The organism is Streptomyces sp. NPDC104096, from assembly GCF_055584385.1.
The window spans coordinates 205,901-224,763 of sequence record NZ_JBVJMD010000009.1 but is presented as its reverse complement, the minus strand read 5'-3'; the positions used below and the strand labels follow the sequence as shown (position 1 = coordinate 224,763).

Here is an 18,863-nt window from a genome sequence, read left to right as displayed (position 1 = left end):
CGGGTCCAGGGCCCGCCGGGTCGCGTCACCGAACGGGTCCCTCCCCTGCCAGCCGACGGTCCACAGGCCGAAGGTGAACCTGTCCTCGGGAGTGGGCTGGTAGCTCATACGGCGGCTCCTTGCTAGCTGAACTATTTCGTCATGGCCGTTTACAAATTAGTATGCCAGCACATCCCTGGGAAGGGACACGACGTCCCCGAAGGGTGAGATCCAGGTCTCCAGACCCCCGGATTTCAGGAAAACAGCAGGTCAGACCCCGCAGAGCCGCGGAAAAAAGCAGGGAGAGCCCGATGTCAGCAGCCGAGGGTCCGCTCGTCGTCGGCGTGGACACGTCCACCCAGTCGACCAAGGTGCTCGTCGTCGACGCGGCCACCGGAGAGGTCGTCGCGAGCGGCCAGGCGCCGCACACCGTCTCCTCCGGAGCGGGCCGCGAGAGTGATCCGCGTCAGTGGTGGGACGCGCTGCACCGGGCCCTGCGCCAGTGCGGCGACGCCGCCCGCGAGGCCGCCGCGGTGTCGATCGGCGGGCAGCAGCACGGGCTCGTCACCCTGGACGCCCAGGGCGAGCCCGTACGCCCGGCACTGCTGTGGAACGACGTCCGCTCGGCGCCGCAGGCACGCCGGCTCGTCGAGGAACTCGGCGGACCGAAGGAGTGGGCGGACCGCACGGGAAGCGTGCCCGGCGCGTCGTTCACCGTGACCAAGTGGGCCTGGCTGGCCGAGCACGAGCCGGAGGCGGTCCGCGCCACCAAGGCCGTGCGCCTCCCCCACGACTACCTCACCGAGCGCCTGACCGGTCAGGGCACGACCGACCGCGGTGACGCCTCCGGCACCGGCTGGTGGTCGTCGCGGACCGAGGCGTACGACGAGGAGGTCCTCGCCCACGTCGGGCTCGACGCCGCGCTGCTGCCCCGGGTGGTCCGGCCGGGCGAGGTGGCCGGGACCGTCCGCGACAGCCACGACCTGCCCTTCTCCAAGGGCACCCTGGTCGCCCCCGGCACCGGCGACAACGCCGCCGCGGCGCTGGGGCTGGGACTGCGACCGGGCACCCCGGTGCTGAGTCTGGGCACCTCGGGCACCGTCTACGCGGTGTCGAAGCAGCGCCCGGCCGACCCGACCGGGACGGTGGCGGGCTTCGCCGACGCCCACGGCGACTGGCTGCCGCTGGCCTGCACGCTGAACTGCACGCTCGCCGTCGACCGCCTCGCCGCGCTGCTGGGTCTCGACCGCGAGGCGGTGGAGCCCACCACCGGGGTCACCCTCCTGCCCTACCTGGACGGCGAACGCACCCCGAACCTGCCCCACGCGTCGGGGCTCCTGCACGGTCTGCGGCACGACACGACCGCCGGCCAGCTCCTCCAGGCCGCCTACGACGGCGCCGTCCACTCGCTGCTGGGCGCGCTCGACCTGGTGCTCGACGAGGACGCGGACCGCAGCGCGCCGCTGTTGCTGATCGGCGGCGGCGCCCGGGGCAGGGCGTGGCAGCAGACCGTACGCAGGCTCTCCGGGCGGCCGGTCCAGATCCCCGAGGCCAAGGAACTGGTCGCGCTCGGTGCCGCGGCCCAGGCCGCCGGCCTGCTGACCGGCGAGGACCCGGCGGCGGTCGCCCGGCGCTGGAACACCGCGCAGGGGCCGGTGCTGGAAGCGGTGGAGCGGGACCAGGAGACGCTGGAAAGGATCTCCGGGGTACTCTCCGACGCGGCCACGCTGCTGGAACGAGAGCCGAACGCCCGCTGAAGGACGACGAACGAGGACTGACCGCGAGGATGACCGTACCGCTGCACGAGGGACACCCGACCGGCCCCGGTCGGGCCCTGCCCGACACCCAGCAGGGCATGCGCCGGCGCAATCTCGCCCGGGTGATGCACACCGTGGGCGCCGAGGGCCCGCTCTCCCGTGCCTCGGTCGCCTCGCGCATCGGACTGACCCGGGCGGCGGTGTCGACCCTCGTCGACGAACTCATCCGCTCCGGGCTGCTGGAGGAGCTGGGCCCGGAGCGGCCGGGCCGAGTGGGCCGGCCGGGGTCCGCCCTCGCCGTCAGCGGGCGCGGACCCGCCGGGATCGGCGCGGAGGTGGGGGTCGACCATCTCGCGGTCTGCGCGGTGGACCTGCGCGGGGAAGTGCGGGCGCGGGCGGTGCGGCACGGCACGAACCGCGGCCGCGCGCCCGGGCCGGTGCTCGAGGAACTGACCTCGCTGCTGCGCCTCGTCGTCGCCGACGCGGAAGGTGAGGGCCTGTGGCCGGCCGGACTGGCCATAGCCGTGCCCGGTCTGGTCGCACCCGACGCCCGGACCGTCGTACGCGCTCCGAACCTGGGCTGGCACGACCTCGACCTCGGGGCGCTGCTGCCCGCCGAGCTGCCGCTGACCGTGGACAACGAGGCCAACTTCGGCGGTCTGGCCGAGTTGTGGCTCGGCGAGGGCACCCCGCGCGACTTCCTTCATGTGTCGGCCGAGATCGGCATCGGCGCGGCGGTCGTGGTGGACGGGCGGCTGCTGCGCGGGACCCGGGGGTTCGCGGGCGAACTGGGACATGTTCCGGTCCAGCCGGACGGGCCCGGGTGCGCGTGCGGCGGGCGCGGATGTCTGGAGCAGTACGCCGGTGAGGAAGCGGTACTGCGCGCGGCCGGTCTGGAGCCGGGCGAGGACCGGGTCGGGCTGCTCGCCGGACGGGCGGCGGCGGGCGACGAGGCCGTACGACGGGCGCTGCGCGACGCGGGAACGGCGTTCGGCGTCGCGCTGACCGGAGCGGTCAACCTCCTCGACCCCGAGAGCGTCGTGCTCGGAGGCGCGCTGGCCGGTCTCGCGCCCTGGCTCCTGCCGTCCCTGCAGGAGGAGTTGGCACGGCGGACGGCCGGGCCGGCCTGTGCCGTGTCCGTCTCGCGCCTGGGTCCCGAAGGGCCGCTGCTGGGGGCGGCGCACTCGGTGGTGCGGACGGTGCTGGACGATCCGGCGGCGGTGGCGGAGCGGGGCTGAGCCCCGGTCCCCCGGCTGAGCACATCGGGCTCGTCGACTTCGCCCGACCGACCGGCGTCCCGCGGGTCGCCCACGTCGAAACGGTTGTCGGCGCGCACACCCGGAGTGACGATGTCCTCAGCCGCCCTGCGTGAACCGCATGGCCCGAGATGCACCGACCGAACCGCATCGCCTTCCGGGAGGCCGAGTTGACCGATCCCTGGGTTGCCCTGGAACCGGGGGCCGACCCCGTCGTACGCGCGGAGCTGCTGCGCCGCGCGCACGACACGTTCACCGAGGCGGGCACGGTGGGGCGGCCGGTGCGTGCGGTGGTGGCGGACTCCTGGCGCCGTTCGGCGCGGGCCGGGGTCGGGCCCGACGGCACCGCGAGCGTGGAGCTCATGGACGGTGAACTCGGCGCCTACCGTGCCGAGCACCCGCTGGCCCGGGTGATGCCGCTGTTCCGCGAGCTGATGGGCACGTTCGCCGCCGACGGCAGCCATCTGCTGGCGGTGTGCGACGCGCAGGGAAGGCTGCTGTGGGTCGAGGGTCACCCGGAGACGCGGCGGCAGGCCGGACGGATGAACTTCGTACCGGGTGCCAGATGGGCGGAGACGGCGGTCGGGACGAACGCGCCGGGCACGGCCGTCGCCGTGGACCGGCCGGTGCAGGTCTTCTCCGCCGAGCACTTCAGCCGCGGGGCGCAGCCCTGGACCTGCGCGGCGGCCCCGGTGCACGATCCGCGCACGGGGCGGCTGCTCGGTGCCGTGGACATCACCGGCGGGGACGGGCTCGCGCATCCGCACAGCCTCGGGTTCGTCCAGGCCGTCGCGCGCGCCGCCGAGTCCCAGCTGGCGCTGCTCACCGCCGATCAGCCGACCGAGGACACGGCCGAACTGACCGCGCTGGGGCACGACGAGGCACGGCTGTTCGCCGGCGGCCGCAAGGTGCGGCTCAGCCGCAGGCACAGCGAGATCCTGGTGCTGCTGGCCCGGCACCCGGAGGGACTGACCGGCGACGAGCTGCTGTGCGCGCTGTACGAGAGCGAGTCGGTCACCCCGGTGACGTTGCGCGCCGAACTGGCCAGGCTGCGCGGCTTCCTGGGCCCCGGGCTGCTGGCCTCGCGCCCGTACCGGCTGACCGTCCCGGTGGAGTCCGATGTCGACGCCGTCGAAAGACGGCTGGAGACCGGTGCGGTCACGGCCGCAGCGGCGGCGTACACCGGACCGCTGCTGCCCGGCTCGACGGCCCCGGCGGTGGTGCGGTTGCGACGGCGCCTGGCCGACGGCCTGCGGGCGGCGCTGATCGCCCGCCGCGATCCCGATCTGCTGGCGGACTGGGCCCACGCGTCGTGGGGCGAGGAGGACCTCGACGTCTGGCGGGCACTCGCCGCGGTGCGTCCGACGGCGGCGGTACGGGCGCGGCTGTCCGCGTTGGAGGCCGAACTGGCGGCGCCCGCACGGCCGTCGGGGCGCTGAACACGGGCCGCACGACAAGGACGCAACGTGGTCGCAACGTCCGCGCCCCTAGCCTCGCGCCGAAAGCTGCCCAACGGCGGGCAGTGCAACTGAAGGAGGCCGACCGGCATGACTCGTTACGCGGCGCCAGGCACCGAAGGCGCGATCGTCTCCTACCAGTCGCGCTACGACCACTTCATCGGCGGCGCGTACGTGCCGCCGGCCCGAGGACAGTACTTCGACAACCCGAGCCCGGTGAACGGTGAGCCGTTCACCGAGGTCGCGCGGGGCACGGCGGAGGACGTGGAGCGGGCGCTCGACGCGGCGCACGCGGCGGCGCCGGGCTGGGGCCGGCTGTCGGCGACGGAGCGCTCCGACGTCCTGCTCAAGATCGCCGACCGGATGGAGGCGAACCTGGAGCGGCTCGCGGTCGCCGAGAGCTGGGAGAACGGCAAGCCGGTCCGGGAGACGCTGGCGGCGGACATCCCGCTGGCCATCGACCACTTCCGGTACTTCGCGGGCGCGATCCGCGCCCAGGAGGGGGCGCTGAGCGAGGTCGACGACGACACGGTGGCGTACCACTTCCACGAGCCGCTCGGCGTGGTCGCGCAGATCATCCCGTGGAACTTCCCCATCCTGATGGCCACCTGGAAGCTCGCTCCCGCCCTCGCGGCGGGCAACGCGGTCGTCCTCAAGCCCGCGGAGCAGACCCCGGTCTCCATCCACTACTGGATGAGTCTCGTCGCCGACCTGCTGCCGCCGGGTGTGGTGAACATCGTCAACGGCTTCGGCGAGGAGGCGGGCAAGCCGCTCGCGTCGAGTCCGCGCGTGGCGAAGATCGCCTTCACGGGGGAGACCTCGACGGGGCGGTTGATCATGCAGTACGCCTCGGAGAACCTCAAGCCGGTCACCCTGGAGCTCGGCGGCAAGTCGCCCAACATCTTCTTCGACGACGTGTGGGACAAGGACGACGACCTGCGGGACAAGGCGCTCGAAGGCTTCACCATGTTCGCGCTGAACCAGGGCGAGGTGTGCACCTGCCCGTCCCGTGGGCTGATCCAGCGCGGCAACTACGGCGACTTCCTGGAGGCGGCCGTCGCCCGCACCGAGTCGATCAAGCCCGGTCACCCGCTGGACACGGACACGATGATCGGCGCCCAGGCGTCCAACGAGCAGCTCACCAAGATCCTGTCGTACATCGACATCGGTCGGCAGGAGGGCGCCAAGGTCCTCACCGGCGGCGAACGCGCCGACTACGACGGTGATCTGAAGGGGGGCTACTACGTCCGCCCGACGATCTTCGAGGGCGACAACCGGATGCGGATCTTCCAGGAGGAGATCTTCGGTCCGGTGGTGTCGGTGGCCTCGTTCGACGACTTCGACGACGCCATCAAGATCGCCAACGACACGTTGTACGGTCTCGGGGCCGGTGTGTGGACGCGCGACATCAACACGGCGTACCGCGCGGGCCGGGCGATCCAGGCGGGCCGCGTGTGGACGAACTGCTACCACGCCTACCCCGCGCACGCGGCCTTCGGCGGCTACAAGCAGTCCGGGATCGGCCGGGAGACCCACAAGATGATGCTGGAGCACTACCAGCAGACCAAGAACCTGCTGGTGTCGTACTCGCCGAAGAAGCTGGGCTTCTTCTAGAGGCCCGGGGAGCGGGGTCCCGACCGGGTCTCCCCGGCCGGGACCCCGCTCCCGGCCGGTCGGCGCGGCAACGGCTCTCTCACGAGCCGCCGTTGATCGCGCCTTCGCTCATCGCACCGTCGGTGACGTTCCACTTGTCCAGGACCTTCTCGTAGGTGCCGTTCTGGATGGTGGCGTTCAGCGCCGCCCTGAGTGCGTCCCGCAGTTCGGTGTTCGACTTCAGCACCGCGATGCCGTAGGGGCCCGGCTCGATCTGATCACCGGCCAGTTCGAAGTCCGCGCCGCCGCCCGAGGTCTTCGCCGCGTACGCGGACACCGGGAAGTCGGCGACGGCGGCGACCACGTCGCCGGCCTTGAGACGGTCCTGCGCCTCGCCGTAGCTGGCCACCGCCTCGATCTTCATCGGATCGTCGCACGCCTGGCCCTGGAGCAGGTCGTACGTGGTGCTGCCGCTCTGCGCGGCCACCTTCTTGCCGCACAGGTTCGACAGCGACCGGATGCCGTCCGGGTTGCCCTTCTTCACCAGGATCGAGGAGCCCGAGACGAGGTAGTCGACGAAGTCGACCCCCTCACCGGTCCTCATCCCGGTGGCGGGCTCGATCCCCTCCTGGCGGTCGCTGGTGTCGTTCAGCGCGGACATCACGACGTCGTAGCGCTTGCTCTGCTGGGCGCCGAGCAGGGTGTCGAACGTGCCGTTGTCGAACTGGAACTTCACTCCCAGCTCCTTGCCCAGCGCGGCGGCCAGGTCGGGGTCGAGTCCGGCCGGCTTGCCGTTCTGGACGAACTCCATCGGCGGGTAGGCCATCTCGGAGCCGACCGTGATGACACCGGACTTCTTCACCGAGTCCGGCAGCATGTCGTGCAGCGCTTCCCGCTCCGTATCGGTCTTGGGGGCACTCTTCTCGGTCCCGCCGCCGCAACCGGTCAGGACGAGAGCACCGGCGGCCGCCATCGCCCCGAGCACGGCAAGGCGCCTCGTCACGGTGGAGCCGCGGCTGGCATGTGTGGTCACTGGACTCTTCCCTCTGTTCGGATGATTCGCGTCATTGCGTGTCGCGATGGCGGACGGCCGTCGGCTCAGCCGGGGGACTTGGCGGCGTCACGCGGCGAGATGGTGAGCGCCTGGAAGGCCGGCCACTGGTCGCCTTCGTGGTTGACACCGGAACGGATGGTGATACCGCCGGTGAGAGTGGCGGCCTCGCGGTCCGAGGTGTGGTTCAGCTTCACGTGGCCGTCGATGATGACCGCGGTGCCCTGGCGCCGGACCTCGATGGTCACGGTGTGTTCGGACGCCTTGTCCAGCGCCCGCGAAGCCACTTCGTAACCGTCGACCAGCAGGACCGCCCGGTTCTGGGTGACGACCACGGTCACCGGCTCCACGCTGTTGGTCCGCACGCCCAGGGCTGCCTGGTTGGTGCCGTTGCCCAGCCGCCCGATGATCGCGGTGGCTCGGTAGTCCGTCCAGTCCACGCTGCTGTTCGGCCGGTAGTCGGCCTTGGCGTACCGGGGCGCCCCCGGCGGTGCGGGCTCGCCCAGGAAGACGTCGAAGCCGGTGCTGGTCTGGCGTCCTGCCCAGTTCTCCACGTCGTACAGCGGCCGGTCCATATCGGGCGCGACCTGGACCATCCTTGCGATGTTGCGCAGCATCTCGTCGGGAGTGGTCTTGGAGAAGACCTCGACCCGCTGGACGGTTTCCGCCTCCGCCGCCCGCCGGCTGGCGGTGAGCGGAATGCTGGAGCGGTTCGTCATGACGAGGGGAAAGATCCCGTTGAGCAGTCGCTGCTCCTGCAGTTCCTTCAGCTCCTGGATGTCCTGTGAGCCGATGTTCTCCTGATTCGGCCCGGCGGAGAAGGGGACGGCGAACATCCGAGGGGCCGGCATACCGTGGTTGACGATGTCGTCGATGGAGCCCTGGAGGTCGTGGCGCACCCGGGCCTGATACTCGGCCTCGGTCTCCCGCCGGTGCTCTGCCGGCAGCCAGAGGCGGTTCGCCAGCTCCGCGCCCTCGGTCCCCACGGCGTCCATCGGCTCACGGCCGTGCATGGCGCGCGTGTGGCTCTGGAAGTCCCAGCGGCCCGACTTGTACATCCGCTCGATCTCGCGCCAGGTCAGGTAGTAGGGGCGGTGCTTGTCCATCGACCCGGTGATCGAGAAGATCGTGCCGTGCATCCGGTGCTTGGCCAGGATGCGGTCGGCGTACTTCCACAGTCCGCCGGTGCCGTCGTCGAAGGTGATCAGCACCGAACGCCGCGGTATCGCGCCACCGTTCATGTAGTGGTTGAACTGCTTCGCGCTCAGGGTGCGGTAACCGGCCTTCTCCAGCGCGGTGAGCTGGGCGTCGAACGCCTCCGGGGTGAGCGCGTAGGGGCTCTTGCTGTCCTTGTTGACGTCGTGGAAGGCCAGGACCACCGGCGGAGCGCGGAACGGCAGTTCCCGGCCCTGCTCCTCCCAGGACCGGATGTCCGCGGACGAGATCTTCGCCTGGACCAGCGGTGCCTGCGGGGCGACGTACTTCAGGTAGAGGTAGCGCTCGATGCCCGCGGCGCCCGACGCCACCACCACGGAGAGGGTGAGCGCCCCGAGCAGGATGCGGACGGGCCACTGGGTGCCGCCCCGGCCCCAGCCGTGACCGCGGCCCCGGCTGCGGTCGTTGCCGGAGATCTCGGCGTAGCCGACGCGGTAACAGCGCTCCGGACCGTGGCCGTGGTCGTGCACGACGAATTCGACGGACCGGCGCCGCTTGCGCTTCAGAACCATGAAAGCACGCTCCCTCGCGACAGGACGATCAGATAGATGCAGCTCACCACCGCGACGGCCACCACATCAGTGATCACCCGGACCGATCTGCGCTGAAGAAATTCCTTCATCACCGAGTCCTCGACCAGACGCCGCGACGGATGGTCGCGAGGGAGTACGGCAGCAGCCAGGACAGCAGCAGCGCCGACAGCAGACTCATCAGCGGCCGGTAGCGCCAGCGGGGGTCACCGGGGTTCTCGATCTTGAATGCCAGGCCCCAGATGCTGCCCTTGAGCACCACGCCGCACAGGTACAGCACGCTCACGAAGATCCCGCCCTGCATCGGGGCCCAGATCATGTGACGTACCGCCATGAACGGCGCGGCCAGCACCCACAGCACATGGCCGTAGTACAGGCACGCCGGGCCCACCCCCCGCCGCCACATGAAGGTGCCGGTGAAGCAGGTGTTGCGGATGAAGCTCTTCTTCCAGCGGATCTGCTGCTTCATGAACGGCCGGAAGTGCTCGGGCACGTTGGTCCACACCTTGGCCGACCGGACGTAGCCGATGCGCCATCTGCGCTCGGGATAGTCCTGCGCGGTGACGAACGGGGAGTCGGCGTACTGCTTCTTCAGCCGCTGGCCCACCCAGAGCTGGCCCAGCACGTAGCCGGTGAGCTGACGGTCGGTCGCGAACCGGAAAGGGGCGCCCAGGAAGCGGTCGCCGGCCCAGGCCGGGAAGTAGTTGTACACCGCGTCGCGGCGGAAGACCGCCAGCGGACCGGAGACACAGGTGACCGATCCGAAGGTGGACTCGGCGGCCTTGGCCACCCGGAACTGGCCCTCGTACCAGACGTCCTGAGCCCTGGTGAACAGCGTCTCGTCCACGTTGAGCGCCCGGCAGTGACCGCTGACCGCGCCCAGTTCGGGGTGGTCGACCAGAGCCTGTACGCAGCGGCGCAGCGCGTCGGGTGCCAGGATGCAGTCGGAGTCGGTGAACGCCAGGACGTCGCCGTCGGCGATGCCCGCTCCCCTGACCAGGGCGTGCTTCTTGCCGAGGTTCTTCTCCAGCTTGAGCAGGGTGAAGTCGAGTTCTTCCGCCAGCTCCTCCAGGATCTCCCGGGTCCCGTCCTCGGAGAGGTCGTCGATCACGAGGACCTCCAGGTTCGGGTAGTCGCTGGCCACCATCGAACGGACGCACCGTTCGATGTACTCGGCCTCGTCCTTGACCGCCAGCAGGAACGTCACCTTCGGTACGGCCGGCAGCGGTGGGAAGTCGGCGAGGTTCTTCGGGCGTTTGCGCAGGGTGCGTTCCGCCGGGTCGTCATAGCGGCTGTACGCGATCTGCAACATGGCGATGGTGCCGACCAGCACCGTGATGCCGTAGCCGATGACCAGCGGGCGATCCGGGATCATAGGGAACTCTCGGGCCAGGATCAGCCCCAGCGGCAGCAGGCAGAACATGGCCAGCACGCGCCGCACCGCGAAGCGCACATCGGTCTGGAGCCGGTTGGTCCAGCGGGTCACCCGGCCCGGCGGTCGGCCCCACACGGCGGACGAGCGGACCGGCGGCAGCGGTGCGGTCGCCCTGGGGTGCGGGTTGGGCAGGATCAGCCCGCACGAGGCGAGGAACTTGCGGAAGGCCGCTTGCGCCTGCCGTCCGGCGTTCGTGTCAGGGGATTCGGCCGGAGTCGCCTGCCCCGGTATGCCGCCCCCCGGTGCCCCGGGCATCGCTGCCCGGGGCACGTCGGGAGCCGCGTCCGCGGCCTCCGGCACCTGCCGGTCGGTCACAGGGTCTCCTTGCCCTCGACTCCGTCCAGTCGGAAGGTGGCGTCCAGGACGTCGTCGCGGTCGCTCAGCCAGGCCAGGTCGGCGTTCGGGTGCACGGTGTGCACCAGCACCAGGTCCCACTCGTGGTCCTGCGGGGCGATCAGGCTCTCCTGGATCCCGCCGGCCAGCCGGGCGGCTCGCACCATCGAGTCGGTGAAGCGGACCTCGGCGCCCTCGTGGACGAGCTCCTCGAAGATCTCCAGCGCGGGCGACTCCCGCAGGTCCTCGACGCCCGGCTTGTAGGCCATGCCGACGATCAGGATCCGGGCGCCGGTCAGCGGTCGGCCGCGCTCGCCCAGCGCCTCGCGCACCCGGCGCACCACGTGGTGGGGGCGGCCGGCGATGCCGTTCATCGCGGCCTCGACCAGCGGCGAGGTGACGCGCTCGGCACGGAGCTGCCAGAGCAGGTAGTGCGGGTCGCAGGGGATGCAGTGCCCGCCGACGCCCGGGCCGGGGTAGAAGGGCATGAAGCCGAACGGCTTGGTCGCGGCGGCCTCGATCACCGGGATCGGGTCCAGGCCCAGGACACGGCAGTTGTCGGCGAACTCGTTGGCCAGGGCGATGTTGACCGCGCGGAAGGTGTTCTCCCACAGCTTGGTCATCTCGGCCGCCTCGGGCGAGGGCAGCACGTACACCGAGGAGGCGGTGCGCGACAGCACGGCCACGGCCCGGTCGATGGCCTCCTTGCCGACGCCGCCGACCACGCGCGGGGTGGTGTCCTGGGTGTGCTTGGCGTTGCCGGGGTCGATCCGCTCCGGCGAGAAGGCCACGAAGATGTCCTCGCCCACGGTGAAGCCGCGCTCGGTCAGCGGTTCGGTGAGCAGGTCACGGGTGGTGCCGACGTAGGTGGTGGAGGTCAGCATCAGCAGCTGGCCGGGGACGGCGTGCTCGACCACGGCCGCCGCCGCGGAGGTCAGCGCCCGCAGGTCGGGGGCGAGGTGCCGGTCCACCGGGGTCGGCACGCACACCAGCACGGTCCGGGCGCCGGCGAGCGCCGCCGGGTCGTCGGTGAGGGTGAAGCGCGGATCACCGTTGAAGCGCTCGAGGCGCTCCAGGTCGCTGGGCAGCAGGTCGACTTCGCCGTTGCGGATGTCGGCGAGCCGCTCGGCGCTCACGTCGAGGCCGATCACCTCGGTACCGGCGGCCAGCAGGCCGAGCGCGGTCGGCAGGCCGACGTATCCGAGGCCGACGACGGCCACGGCCCCGACTGCGGGATCGTGCGCGGCGACTTCGCCCGGCTCGGTGTCGAACGCGCCGACGAGGTGCAGTCCCTGGGTGGCGGGCAGGGTGTTCAGCGACATGGATGGTGCTCCGCAACTCGAACTTCGGGGGAGGCGCACCGGTCCGGCGCGCACACATCGCCGCGGCAGAGATCGCCGTGATCTCTGCCGGGCAATGACCTTGGACTTCACAACCATCCCAAGAAGCCAAGTTTCGGTCAAAAGATTCCCAAGGCGATGCAATCGGATATTGCGTATTTTTACGTCCTTGTTACCCAGCGCCCCACCAGGCCTTTTGCCTCGTTCCAGAGCGCCGGAATGTCCCCTTTCACCCGCTGCCCGGTGTGACATTGCAGCCACTCTCCCGCCCGGCGGAGAACGGAAAGGTGAGCCACCCCACTCGCCCACCACCCAGCCCCTCCGTTACGTCCGGAGTATTGACGCTCGATGAAACAACTCAATAGTTTCAGTATCATCGACTCACTGGAGGCGCCCATGGGCCGCTACGGCCGGCTCCGCCGCATCCGGCAGATGGATCCACAGCAGGACTTCGAGCGGATCTACCGGTGGATCATCCATTACGAGTTCCCCCGCGACTATCTGCACGGCACCTCGATCGCCTTCCTGCGCGACTACGGCGTTCCGCGCGTCTCCCGGCTCCTGGACCGCACACAGGAGTTCGAACGTGCCGGTCAGAAGCGGTACGACGACACGGTGCTGATCACGTACGAGATGGTCCGCGAGGGGATGGACTCGGAGCACGGCCGGGCGGCCGCCCGCCATCTGAACCGCATCCACGGCCGCTACCGGATCGCCGACGAGGACTTCCGCTACGTCCTGGCCACCACGGTGGTCGGGCCCAAGCGATGGATCGACCGGTACGGCTGGCGGCGCCTGTGCGAGCAGGAGACCGAGAGCCTGGCGCTGGTGGGCCGGCGGATGGGCGAGCTGATGGGCATCCCCGGCGTGCCCGACACCTACGCCGAGTTCGAACGGCTGCACGACGACTACGAGCGGGAGACGTTCGCGTACGACCCCGCCAACCGCAGGGTCGCCGCGGCCACGCTGCGCATCATGGCCGCCTGGTACCCGGCCCCGGCCCGGCGCCTGGCCTCCCGGGTCGCCCTCGCCGTCCTGGACGAACCGCTGCTGGAGGCCCTCGGCTTCGAGCCGGAACCGCGCTGGCTACGGGCCGCCGTCCATCGCGCGCTGCGCGTACGGGCCGTGCTGATCAGGCTGCTGCCCGGGCGGCCGGAGCGGTTCCCGCGCAGGCCCGAGGCGCGCACCTACCCGTTCGGCTGGACCCTGGACGACCTGGGTCCGCACTGGGCCCACTCCCGGCCGGTGACCCCGCTCCAGGACGAGGCGCCGCCGGAACAGGCCCCCGATCCAGGGCAGTCGTCTCCTCCTTCGCCGTCGTCCGCCCCCCGCGCTCCCCGTCAGGAGACCCGATGACCGACACCACCCCGGCCACCGCACCCAGCGCGGCGACCTTCACCACGTACTCCCCCGCGACCGGCGAACCGATCGCCGCACACCCGGTCGACGGACCGGAGGAGGTCGCCCGCGCCGTGGCCCGGGCCCGGACCGCCCAGGCCGGCTGGGCGGCACTGCCCGCCTCCCGGCGCCGTGACCACCTGCTGCGCTGGAAGAAGGCCCTCGCCGCCGATCTGGACACCGTGGCCCGCACCATCGCCGAGGAGACCGGCAAGCCGGCCGGTGACGCGGCGCTGGAGGTCGTCCTCACGCTGGAGCACCTGGGCTGGGCCGCCCGCAACGCCGCACGCGTGCTGCGCCGGCGGAAGGTGGGCACCGGGCTGTTCACCGTCCACCAGCGGGCCTCGCTGGTGCACCGGCCGCTGGGCGTGGTCGGCGTGATCGGTCCCTGGAACTACCCCCTGTACACCCCGATGGGTTCCCTCGGTTACGCCCTGGCCGCGGGCAACGCCGTGGTCTTCAAGCCGTCCGAACTGACCCCGGGCGTCGGGGTCCTGCTGGCCGACCTCTTCGACGCCGCCGTGCCCGGCCATGCCGGGCTGCTCACCACCGTCACCGGCGCGGCGCCCACCGGGGACGCCCTGGCCCGGTCCGGGGTCGACAAGCTGGCGTTCACCGGTTCGCCGGGGACGGCCCGCAAGGTGATGGCGGTGTGCGCCGAGACGCTGACCCCGTTCCTCGCCGAGTGCGGCGGGAAGGACGCGGTGATCGTCACCGCGGACGCGGACCTGGAGGCGGCCGCCGACGCGATCGTGTGGGGCGCGTTGAGCAACGCGGGACAGACCTGCGCCGGGGTGGAACGCGTCTACGCGGTGCGCGACGTCCACGCGGCGCTGTGCGAGCGGGTGGTCGAGCGGGCCGAGGCGCTGCGCCCGGGGGCCGGGGCGGACGCCCCCTACGGCCCGATGACCCTGCCGGGCCAGGTCGCGATCGTCGAGCGGCATGTGACCGGCGCGGTCTCGGCGGGAGCGCGGGCTCTGCTGGGCGGCCCCGAGTCGGTGCGCGCTCCGTATGTCGCGCCGGTCGTGCTGAGCGGTGTTCCGGAGGACGCGGCGGCGATGACGGAGGAGACCTTCGGGCCGGTCGTGGCGATCAACGCGGTGGCCGACGTGGACGAGGCGGTGGAACGGGCCAACGCCTCGCGTTACGCCCTGGGGGCCGCGGTGTTCTGCCGGAGCGGGCGCGCCGGTGCGGCGATCGCGGCGCGACTGCGCGCGGGAGCCGTGTCGGTGAACTCGGTGCTGGGCTTCGCGGCGGTGCCGGCGCTGCCGTTCGGCGGATCGCAGGACTCCGGCTTCGGACGCATCCACGGCGAGGAAGGGCTGCGCGCCTTCACCTCCGTGCAGTCGACGACCGTGCAGCGGTTCGCCCCGCCGATCACGCTGACCTCCTTCGCCGTACCGGCCGCCACGCGGGAGCGCGCGGTGCGGGTGGCGCAGGCACTGCACCGGCGCCGCTGAGCGGCCGGGCGACGCCCCGCCGACCGGACCGCCCGGCCGGACCCGCCACGCGGACGGGTCCGGCCGGTCAGGCGTCCAGCAGTGGAGCCAGGTAGCGGCGGGCGAAGGCGCGGGCCTGGTCCTCGTCCTCCATCTCGATGCAGCTGGCGGGGTTGAGCAGGAAGGACACGGCGACCCGCACCATCAGCTCGGCGACCGGACGCGGGTCGTCGTCGGGACGGCCCTCGACCTGTTGTGCCCGGCGCAGATGGACCGTCAGGTACTCGACGGTGGCGGAGAGCGAGGAGCTGCCCTGCACGGTCAGATAGGGCAGCACCACCTCGGGTTCGAGGCGCAGCAGCCCGCCGAAGAGCGGATGGGCGCGGGTGTGGCGCAGGGCGACCACGAAGCCCTCGACGACCCGCTCCTTCATGGTCGGCAGTGCCGCCACCGCCGCGTCCAGCCGCTGGAAGAACCGGCCCAGTTCGCGCAGCAGCGTGTCCTCGACCAGCTTGTCCTTCGTCTGGAAGCGCCGGTAGACGGTGACCCTGGAGACGCCGGCCCGCTTGGCGACGTCGTCCACGGAGGAACGGCGCAGCCCCAGGAGGGTGAACTGCTCCAGTGCCGCGTCGAGGATCCGGCGCTCCGTACGGTCCTCCGGCTCCGGCCGGTCGAGGGCCCGGGCGAGCCAGGAGTCGTTCGTGTCAGTTCTCATGGTGCTCATCACGATACCGGCAGACGATTCCCTGAGAATCTTTGAAACAACTAGCATATCTTTGTAACTCACCTGCTCGCCCGACCCTGACCGCACCGCCGAACCTGACCGCACCGCCGAACCTGACCGCACCGCCGACCGGCACCCGGATCCCGGAGGACCTGATGGGCAGTCGACTCACCGAGGAACAGGCCGCGTTCGCCGCGGCCGTGCGCGATTTCGCCAAGCGCGAGTGCGGCACCCGGGAGCAGCGTGACGCGCTGACCGGTGGCGGCCGCGAGGCCCACCACCCCGGGTTGTACGGAAGGCTCGCCGACCTGGGCTGGCTGGGGGTGTGCCTGCCCGAGGAGTACGGAGGCTCCGGCGGCGGGCTGGCCGACGCCTGTCTCTTCCTGGAGGAGACCTCATACGGGATGGTCCCGTGCGGCGGTTTCGTCACCACCGTCATCACCGCGAAGGCGTACGAACGGTTCGGCACCGAGCGGCAGCGGCGGGAGGTGCTGTCCGGCGCCGTACGCGGCGACGTGCTGGCCGTCGCGATGTCGGAGCCGGGGGCCGGGTCGGACGTCGGCGCGCTGCGCTGCCGCGCCCGGCAGGAGCGGGACGGCACCTGGGTGATCGACGGTCAGAAGACCTGGATCTCCAACGCGCACTGCGCGAGGAGCATTCTGCTGGTGGCCCGCACCGGCGAGGACAAGCACGGCGGCCTGACCATGTTCCATCTGCCCGCCGACACCCCCGGCGTGGAGATACGGGGCATCGAGACCATGCGCGGCCGGGAGGTCAACGACGTCTTCCTCACCGACGTCCGGCTGCCCGCGGACGCCGTCGTCGGCCAGGTGGACGACGGCTGGCGGCAGTTGATGGCCGGCCTGAACCACGAGCGGCTCTTCCTGGCCGCCAACATGCTGGGGCTGGCGCGCCGCGCCTTCGACGACACCGTCGTCTACGTCCGCGGACGCGAGCAGTTCGGGCGGCCCGTCGGCTCCTTCCAGGCCCTGCGGCACCGGATCGCCGATCTCGCCACCGAGATCGAGTGCACCCGGCTGCTGGTGCGCGAGGTGGCGCTGGACTGCGACGCGCAGCCGGACCGGCTGTTCCCGCGCGAGGCGTCCATGGCCAAGCTGAAGGCGACCGAGCTCGCCAAGCGGGCCGCCCTGGAGGGCATGCAGATGATGGGCGGCTACGGCTACACCACCGAGTTCGACATGGAGCGCCATCTGCGGGCCGCGGTCGTCTCCACGGTCTACGGCGGGACCAGCGAGATCCAGCGGGACGTCATCGGCAGGACCTACGGACTGTAGAGCGGCCCACGCGAGAAGCGGCCGCCCGTCCCGGGGACGGGGACGGGCGGCCGCTTCTCGCGTGCGGGAGGTGCGCAGGGGCGCGCGGGAACGCGCCCCGGGTCAGTCCTCGTAGAGCCCGGACAGCTCGTCGGCGTACTTGTCCCGGATGACCCGGCGCCGCATCTTCAGCGACGGTGTCAGCTCGCCGGTCGCCGGCCCCCACTCCTCGGCCAGCAGCTCGTACCGCTTGACCTGTTCGGTGCGGTTGAGGCGGGTGTTGGCGGCGGCCACCGCGCGGTCCACCTCCGCCCGGACGGCGGGGTGTTCGGCCAGCCCGGCAAGACCCCCCTCCGCCGTGACGCCGTGGGCCGCGGCCCAGGCGGGGGCGGACTCCGCGTCGAGCACCAGGAGGGCGACCAGATAGGAGCGGTTGTCTCCGTGCACCATCGCCTGCCCGATCAGCGGGTGCTCCTTGAGCGCGTTCTCCACCAGGGCGGGCGAGACGTTCTTGCCGGTGGAGGTGATGATCATCTCCTTCTTCCGGTCGGTGAGCCAGAGATAGCCGTCCCCGTCGATCCGGCCGATGTCGCCGGTGGCCAGCCAGCCGTCGGCGTCCAGGTCGGACCGTACCGAGCCGTCGGGCCGGAGGTAGCCGGAGAAGACGGACGGGCCCCGGACCAGGATCTCGCCGTCCTCGGCGATCCTGAGCTCCACGGACTCCACCGGGCGTCCCACCGAGCCGAGCCGGAAGCCGGTCCTCGGGCTGTTGCTCGTGGCCACACCGGTGGTCTCGGTCAGCCCCCAGGCGTCCATGACGACGATGCCGAACCCGGCCCAGAACCGCACCACGTCGACCGGCATCGGCGCCGACGCGCTGGCCGCCCAGGTCACCCGGTCCAGACCGCCCGCGGCCAGCATCGGCAGCAGCACGTCCGTACGGGCGCGGGTGTAGCGCTCCGCCAGCTCCGCGGGCGGGGTCTCGCCGCGCTCGCGGAAGGCGACGTGCTCACGGGCAACCTCGAACGCCTGGTCGATGACCGTCCGCTGCTCGGCCGGCATCAGCGAGAGGACGGCCCGCACGGCGGCGGACAGTTTCTCCCAGACCCTCGGCACGCCGAAGAACTGCGCCGGGCGCGCCTTGCGCACCACTTCGCCGACCCGCGCCGGGTCGGCGCAGAGCCGGACGTGCGAGGCCCGGTGGCAGGGCAGGTAGAGGCCCAGCATCCGCTCGGCGATATGGGCGAAGGGCAGGTAGCAGATGTGCTCGACGTGCGGGGGCAGCTCCACCACGGCGTCCAGGGCCAGGGCGTTGGACATCACCTGGCGGTGGGTCAGGACGACCCCCTTGGGCTCGCCGGTGGTGCCGGAGGTGTAGACGACGGTCAGCGGGTCCCCGGGGCGGGCGGTGTCCAGTTCCTTGGCGAACTGCTCCGGCACCGGTTCGCTCAGCAGCGCGTCGTACGGGAGGTGGCCGCCCTGCGGATCCGCCTCGACCACCACCAGACGCTCCAGCGGGGTGTCGGGGTCGGCCAGGGACGGCTCCCACGCCGTCACCTGGGCCGCCCCCTCCACCACGGCGAGGCGGGCCCGGCAGTTGCGGGCGATGTGGGTGATCTGCTCGGGGGCCGCGGTGCCGTAGACACTGACCGGGACCGCGCCGAGGCGGACCAGCGCCAGGTCCGACAGCCAGTGTTCGGGCCGGTTGGCCATCATCAGCAGGACGTGGTCGCCGCGGCCGACGCCGAGCGCCCGGTAGCCGGCGGCCAGGCTCCGGGTGTGCTCGTGGATCTCCGCCCAGCTGTACGTCGTCCAGTCGCCGTCCTGGTCCGCGGGCTGCCAGGACAGGCCCGGGAGCCGGGGGTACTCGCGGGCGTTGTGGGCCAGCAGCTGCGGCAGGGTCCGCTCGGCCGGGTCGTCCGGCAGGTCGCCGGTGGTGTGGGGTGCCGATGTCATCGGGGCCTCCTTGCGGGTCGGAAGGGAGACGTCTGGGAAGACCGGGGCGGTGGGAGGCCCCCGCGCGTACCGGGTGGAGCCGGGGCGGCAGGTGGCGTGCGAGGTGGGGGCGGACGAGGTGGAGGG

13 protein-coding genes are annotated in these 18,863 nt (G+C 71.7%); 7 read left to right on the top strand and 6 right to left on the bottom strand.

What is annotated here, in order from left to right:
- The first annotated feature begins 290 nt into the window (after positions 1-290).
- The 4 genes from xylB (at position 291) to exaC (ending at position 6,063) form a co-directional block, all read left to right on the top strand.
- Entirely contained in the window at positions 291-1,736 is a 1,446-nt protein-coding gene (gene xylB, locus ACZ60B_RS13420; protein WP_469386265.1) for a xylulokinase, read from the top strand.
- A gap of 29 nt (positions 1,737-1,765) precedes the next feature.
- A complete protein-coding gene (locus tag ACZ60B_RS13415) occupies positions 1,766-2,974 on the top strand; it encodes an ROK family protein (RefSeq protein WP_469386263.1) in 1,209 nt (402 codons plus the stop codon).
- Between the two features lie 188 nt (positions 2,975-3,162).
- On the top strand, positions 3,163-4,431 hold the full coding sequence (locus ACZ60B_RS13410; protein ID WP_469386289.1) for a GAF domain-containing protein: 1,269 nt from the start codon (positions 3,163-3,165) through the stop codon (positions 4,429-4,431).
- 108 nt (positions 4,432-4,539) lie between these two features.
- Positions 4,540-6,063 (top strand): acetaldehyde dehydrogenase ExaC, encoded by a 1,524-nt coding sequence (gene exaC, locus ACZ60B_RS13405; protein ID WP_469386261.1) that lies wholly within the window; start codon positions 4,540-4,542, stop codon positions 6,061-6,063.
- A gap of 79 nt (positions 6,064-6,142) precedes the next feature.
- Here the strand turns inward: exaC and ACZ60B_RS13400 are convergent, their stop codons facing one another.
- From ACZ60B_RS13400 to ACZ60B_RS13385, 4 genes are all read right to left on the bottom strand, one after another.
- Positions 6,143-7,075 (bottom strand): ABC transporter substrate-binding protein, encoded by a 933-nt coding sequence (locus ACZ60B_RS13400; protein WP_469386259.1) that lies wholly within the window; start codon positions 7,073-7,075, stop codon positions 6,143-6,145.
- A gap of 65 nt (positions 7,076-7,140) precedes the next feature.
- The gene (locus tag ACZ60B_RS13395; RefSeq protein ID WP_469386257.1) at positions 7,141-8,820 is read right to left on the bottom strand and encodes a polysaccharide deacetylase family protein; all 1,680 of its coding nucleotides are present in this window, start codon (positions 8,818-8,820) and stop codon (positions 7,141-7,143) included.
- A 109-nt stretch (positions 8,821-8,929) separates the two neighbouring features.
- The gene (locus ACZ60B_RS13390) at positions 8,930-10,588 is read right to left on the bottom strand and encodes a glycosyltransferase family 2 protein (protein WP_469386255.1); all 1,659 of its coding nucleotides are present in this window, start codon (positions 10,586-10,588) and stop codon (positions 8,930-8,932) included.
- Positions 10,585-11,928, bottom strand: coding sequence for a nucleotide sugar dehydrogenase (locus tag ACZ60B_RS13385; protein WP_469386253.1), 1,344 nt, complete (start codon positions 11,926-11,928; stop codon positions 10,585-10,587). The genes ACZ60B_RS13390 and ACZ60B_RS13385 overlap by 4 nt, the downstream gene beginning before the upstream one ends.
- 414 nt (positions 11,929-12,342) lie before the next feature.
- Here ACZ60B_RS13385 and ACZ60B_RS13380 point away from each other — a divergent pair, with 414 nt between their 5' ends.
- Complete coding sequence (locus tag ACZ60B_RS13380; protein WP_469386287.1) at positions 12,343-13,302, top strand: oxygenase MpaB family protein; 960 nt, start codon at positions 12,343-12,345, stop codon at positions 13,300-13,302.
- Positions 13,299-14,804, top strand: a complete 1,506-nt coding sequence (locus tag ACZ60B_RS13375) for an aldehyde dehydrogenase family protein (RefSeq protein WP_469386251.1) — start codon at positions 13,299-13,301, stop codon at positions 14,802-14,804. Before ACZ60B_RS13380 ends, ACZ60B_RS13375 begins: the two co-directional genes overlap by 4 nt.
- A gap of 67 nt (positions 14,805-14,871) precedes the next feature.
- Here the strand turns inward: ACZ60B_RS13375 and ACZ60B_RS13370 are convergent, their stop codons facing one another.
- A complete protein-coding gene (locus tag ACZ60B_RS13370) occupies positions 14,872-15,498 on the bottom strand; it encodes a TetR/AcrR family transcriptional regulator (RefSeq protein ID WP_152894790.1) in 627 nt (208 codons plus the stop codon).
- Between the two features lie 164 nt (positions 15,499-15,662).
- Here ACZ60B_RS13370 and ACZ60B_RS13365 point away from each other — a divergent pair, with 164 nt between their 5' ends.
- Positions 15,663-16,802 carry an acyl-CoA dehydrogenase family protein gene (locus ACZ60B_RS13365; protein ID WP_469386249.1) on the top strand — a complete coding sequence of 380 codons (1,140 nt, stop codon included), beginning with the start codon at positions 15,663-15,665 and terminating at the stop codon, positions 16,800-16,802.
- A 102-nt stretch (positions 16,803-16,904) separates the two neighbouring features.
- On the opposite strand, the gene ACZ60B_RS13360 is transcribed toward ACZ60B_RS13365, so the two are convergent.
- Entirely contained in the window at positions 16,905-18,737 is a 1,833-nt protein-coding gene (locus tag ACZ60B_RS13360) for an AMP-dependent synthetase/ligase (protein WP_469386247.1), read from the bottom strand.
- Positions 18,738-18,863 lie beyond the last annotated feature (126 nt).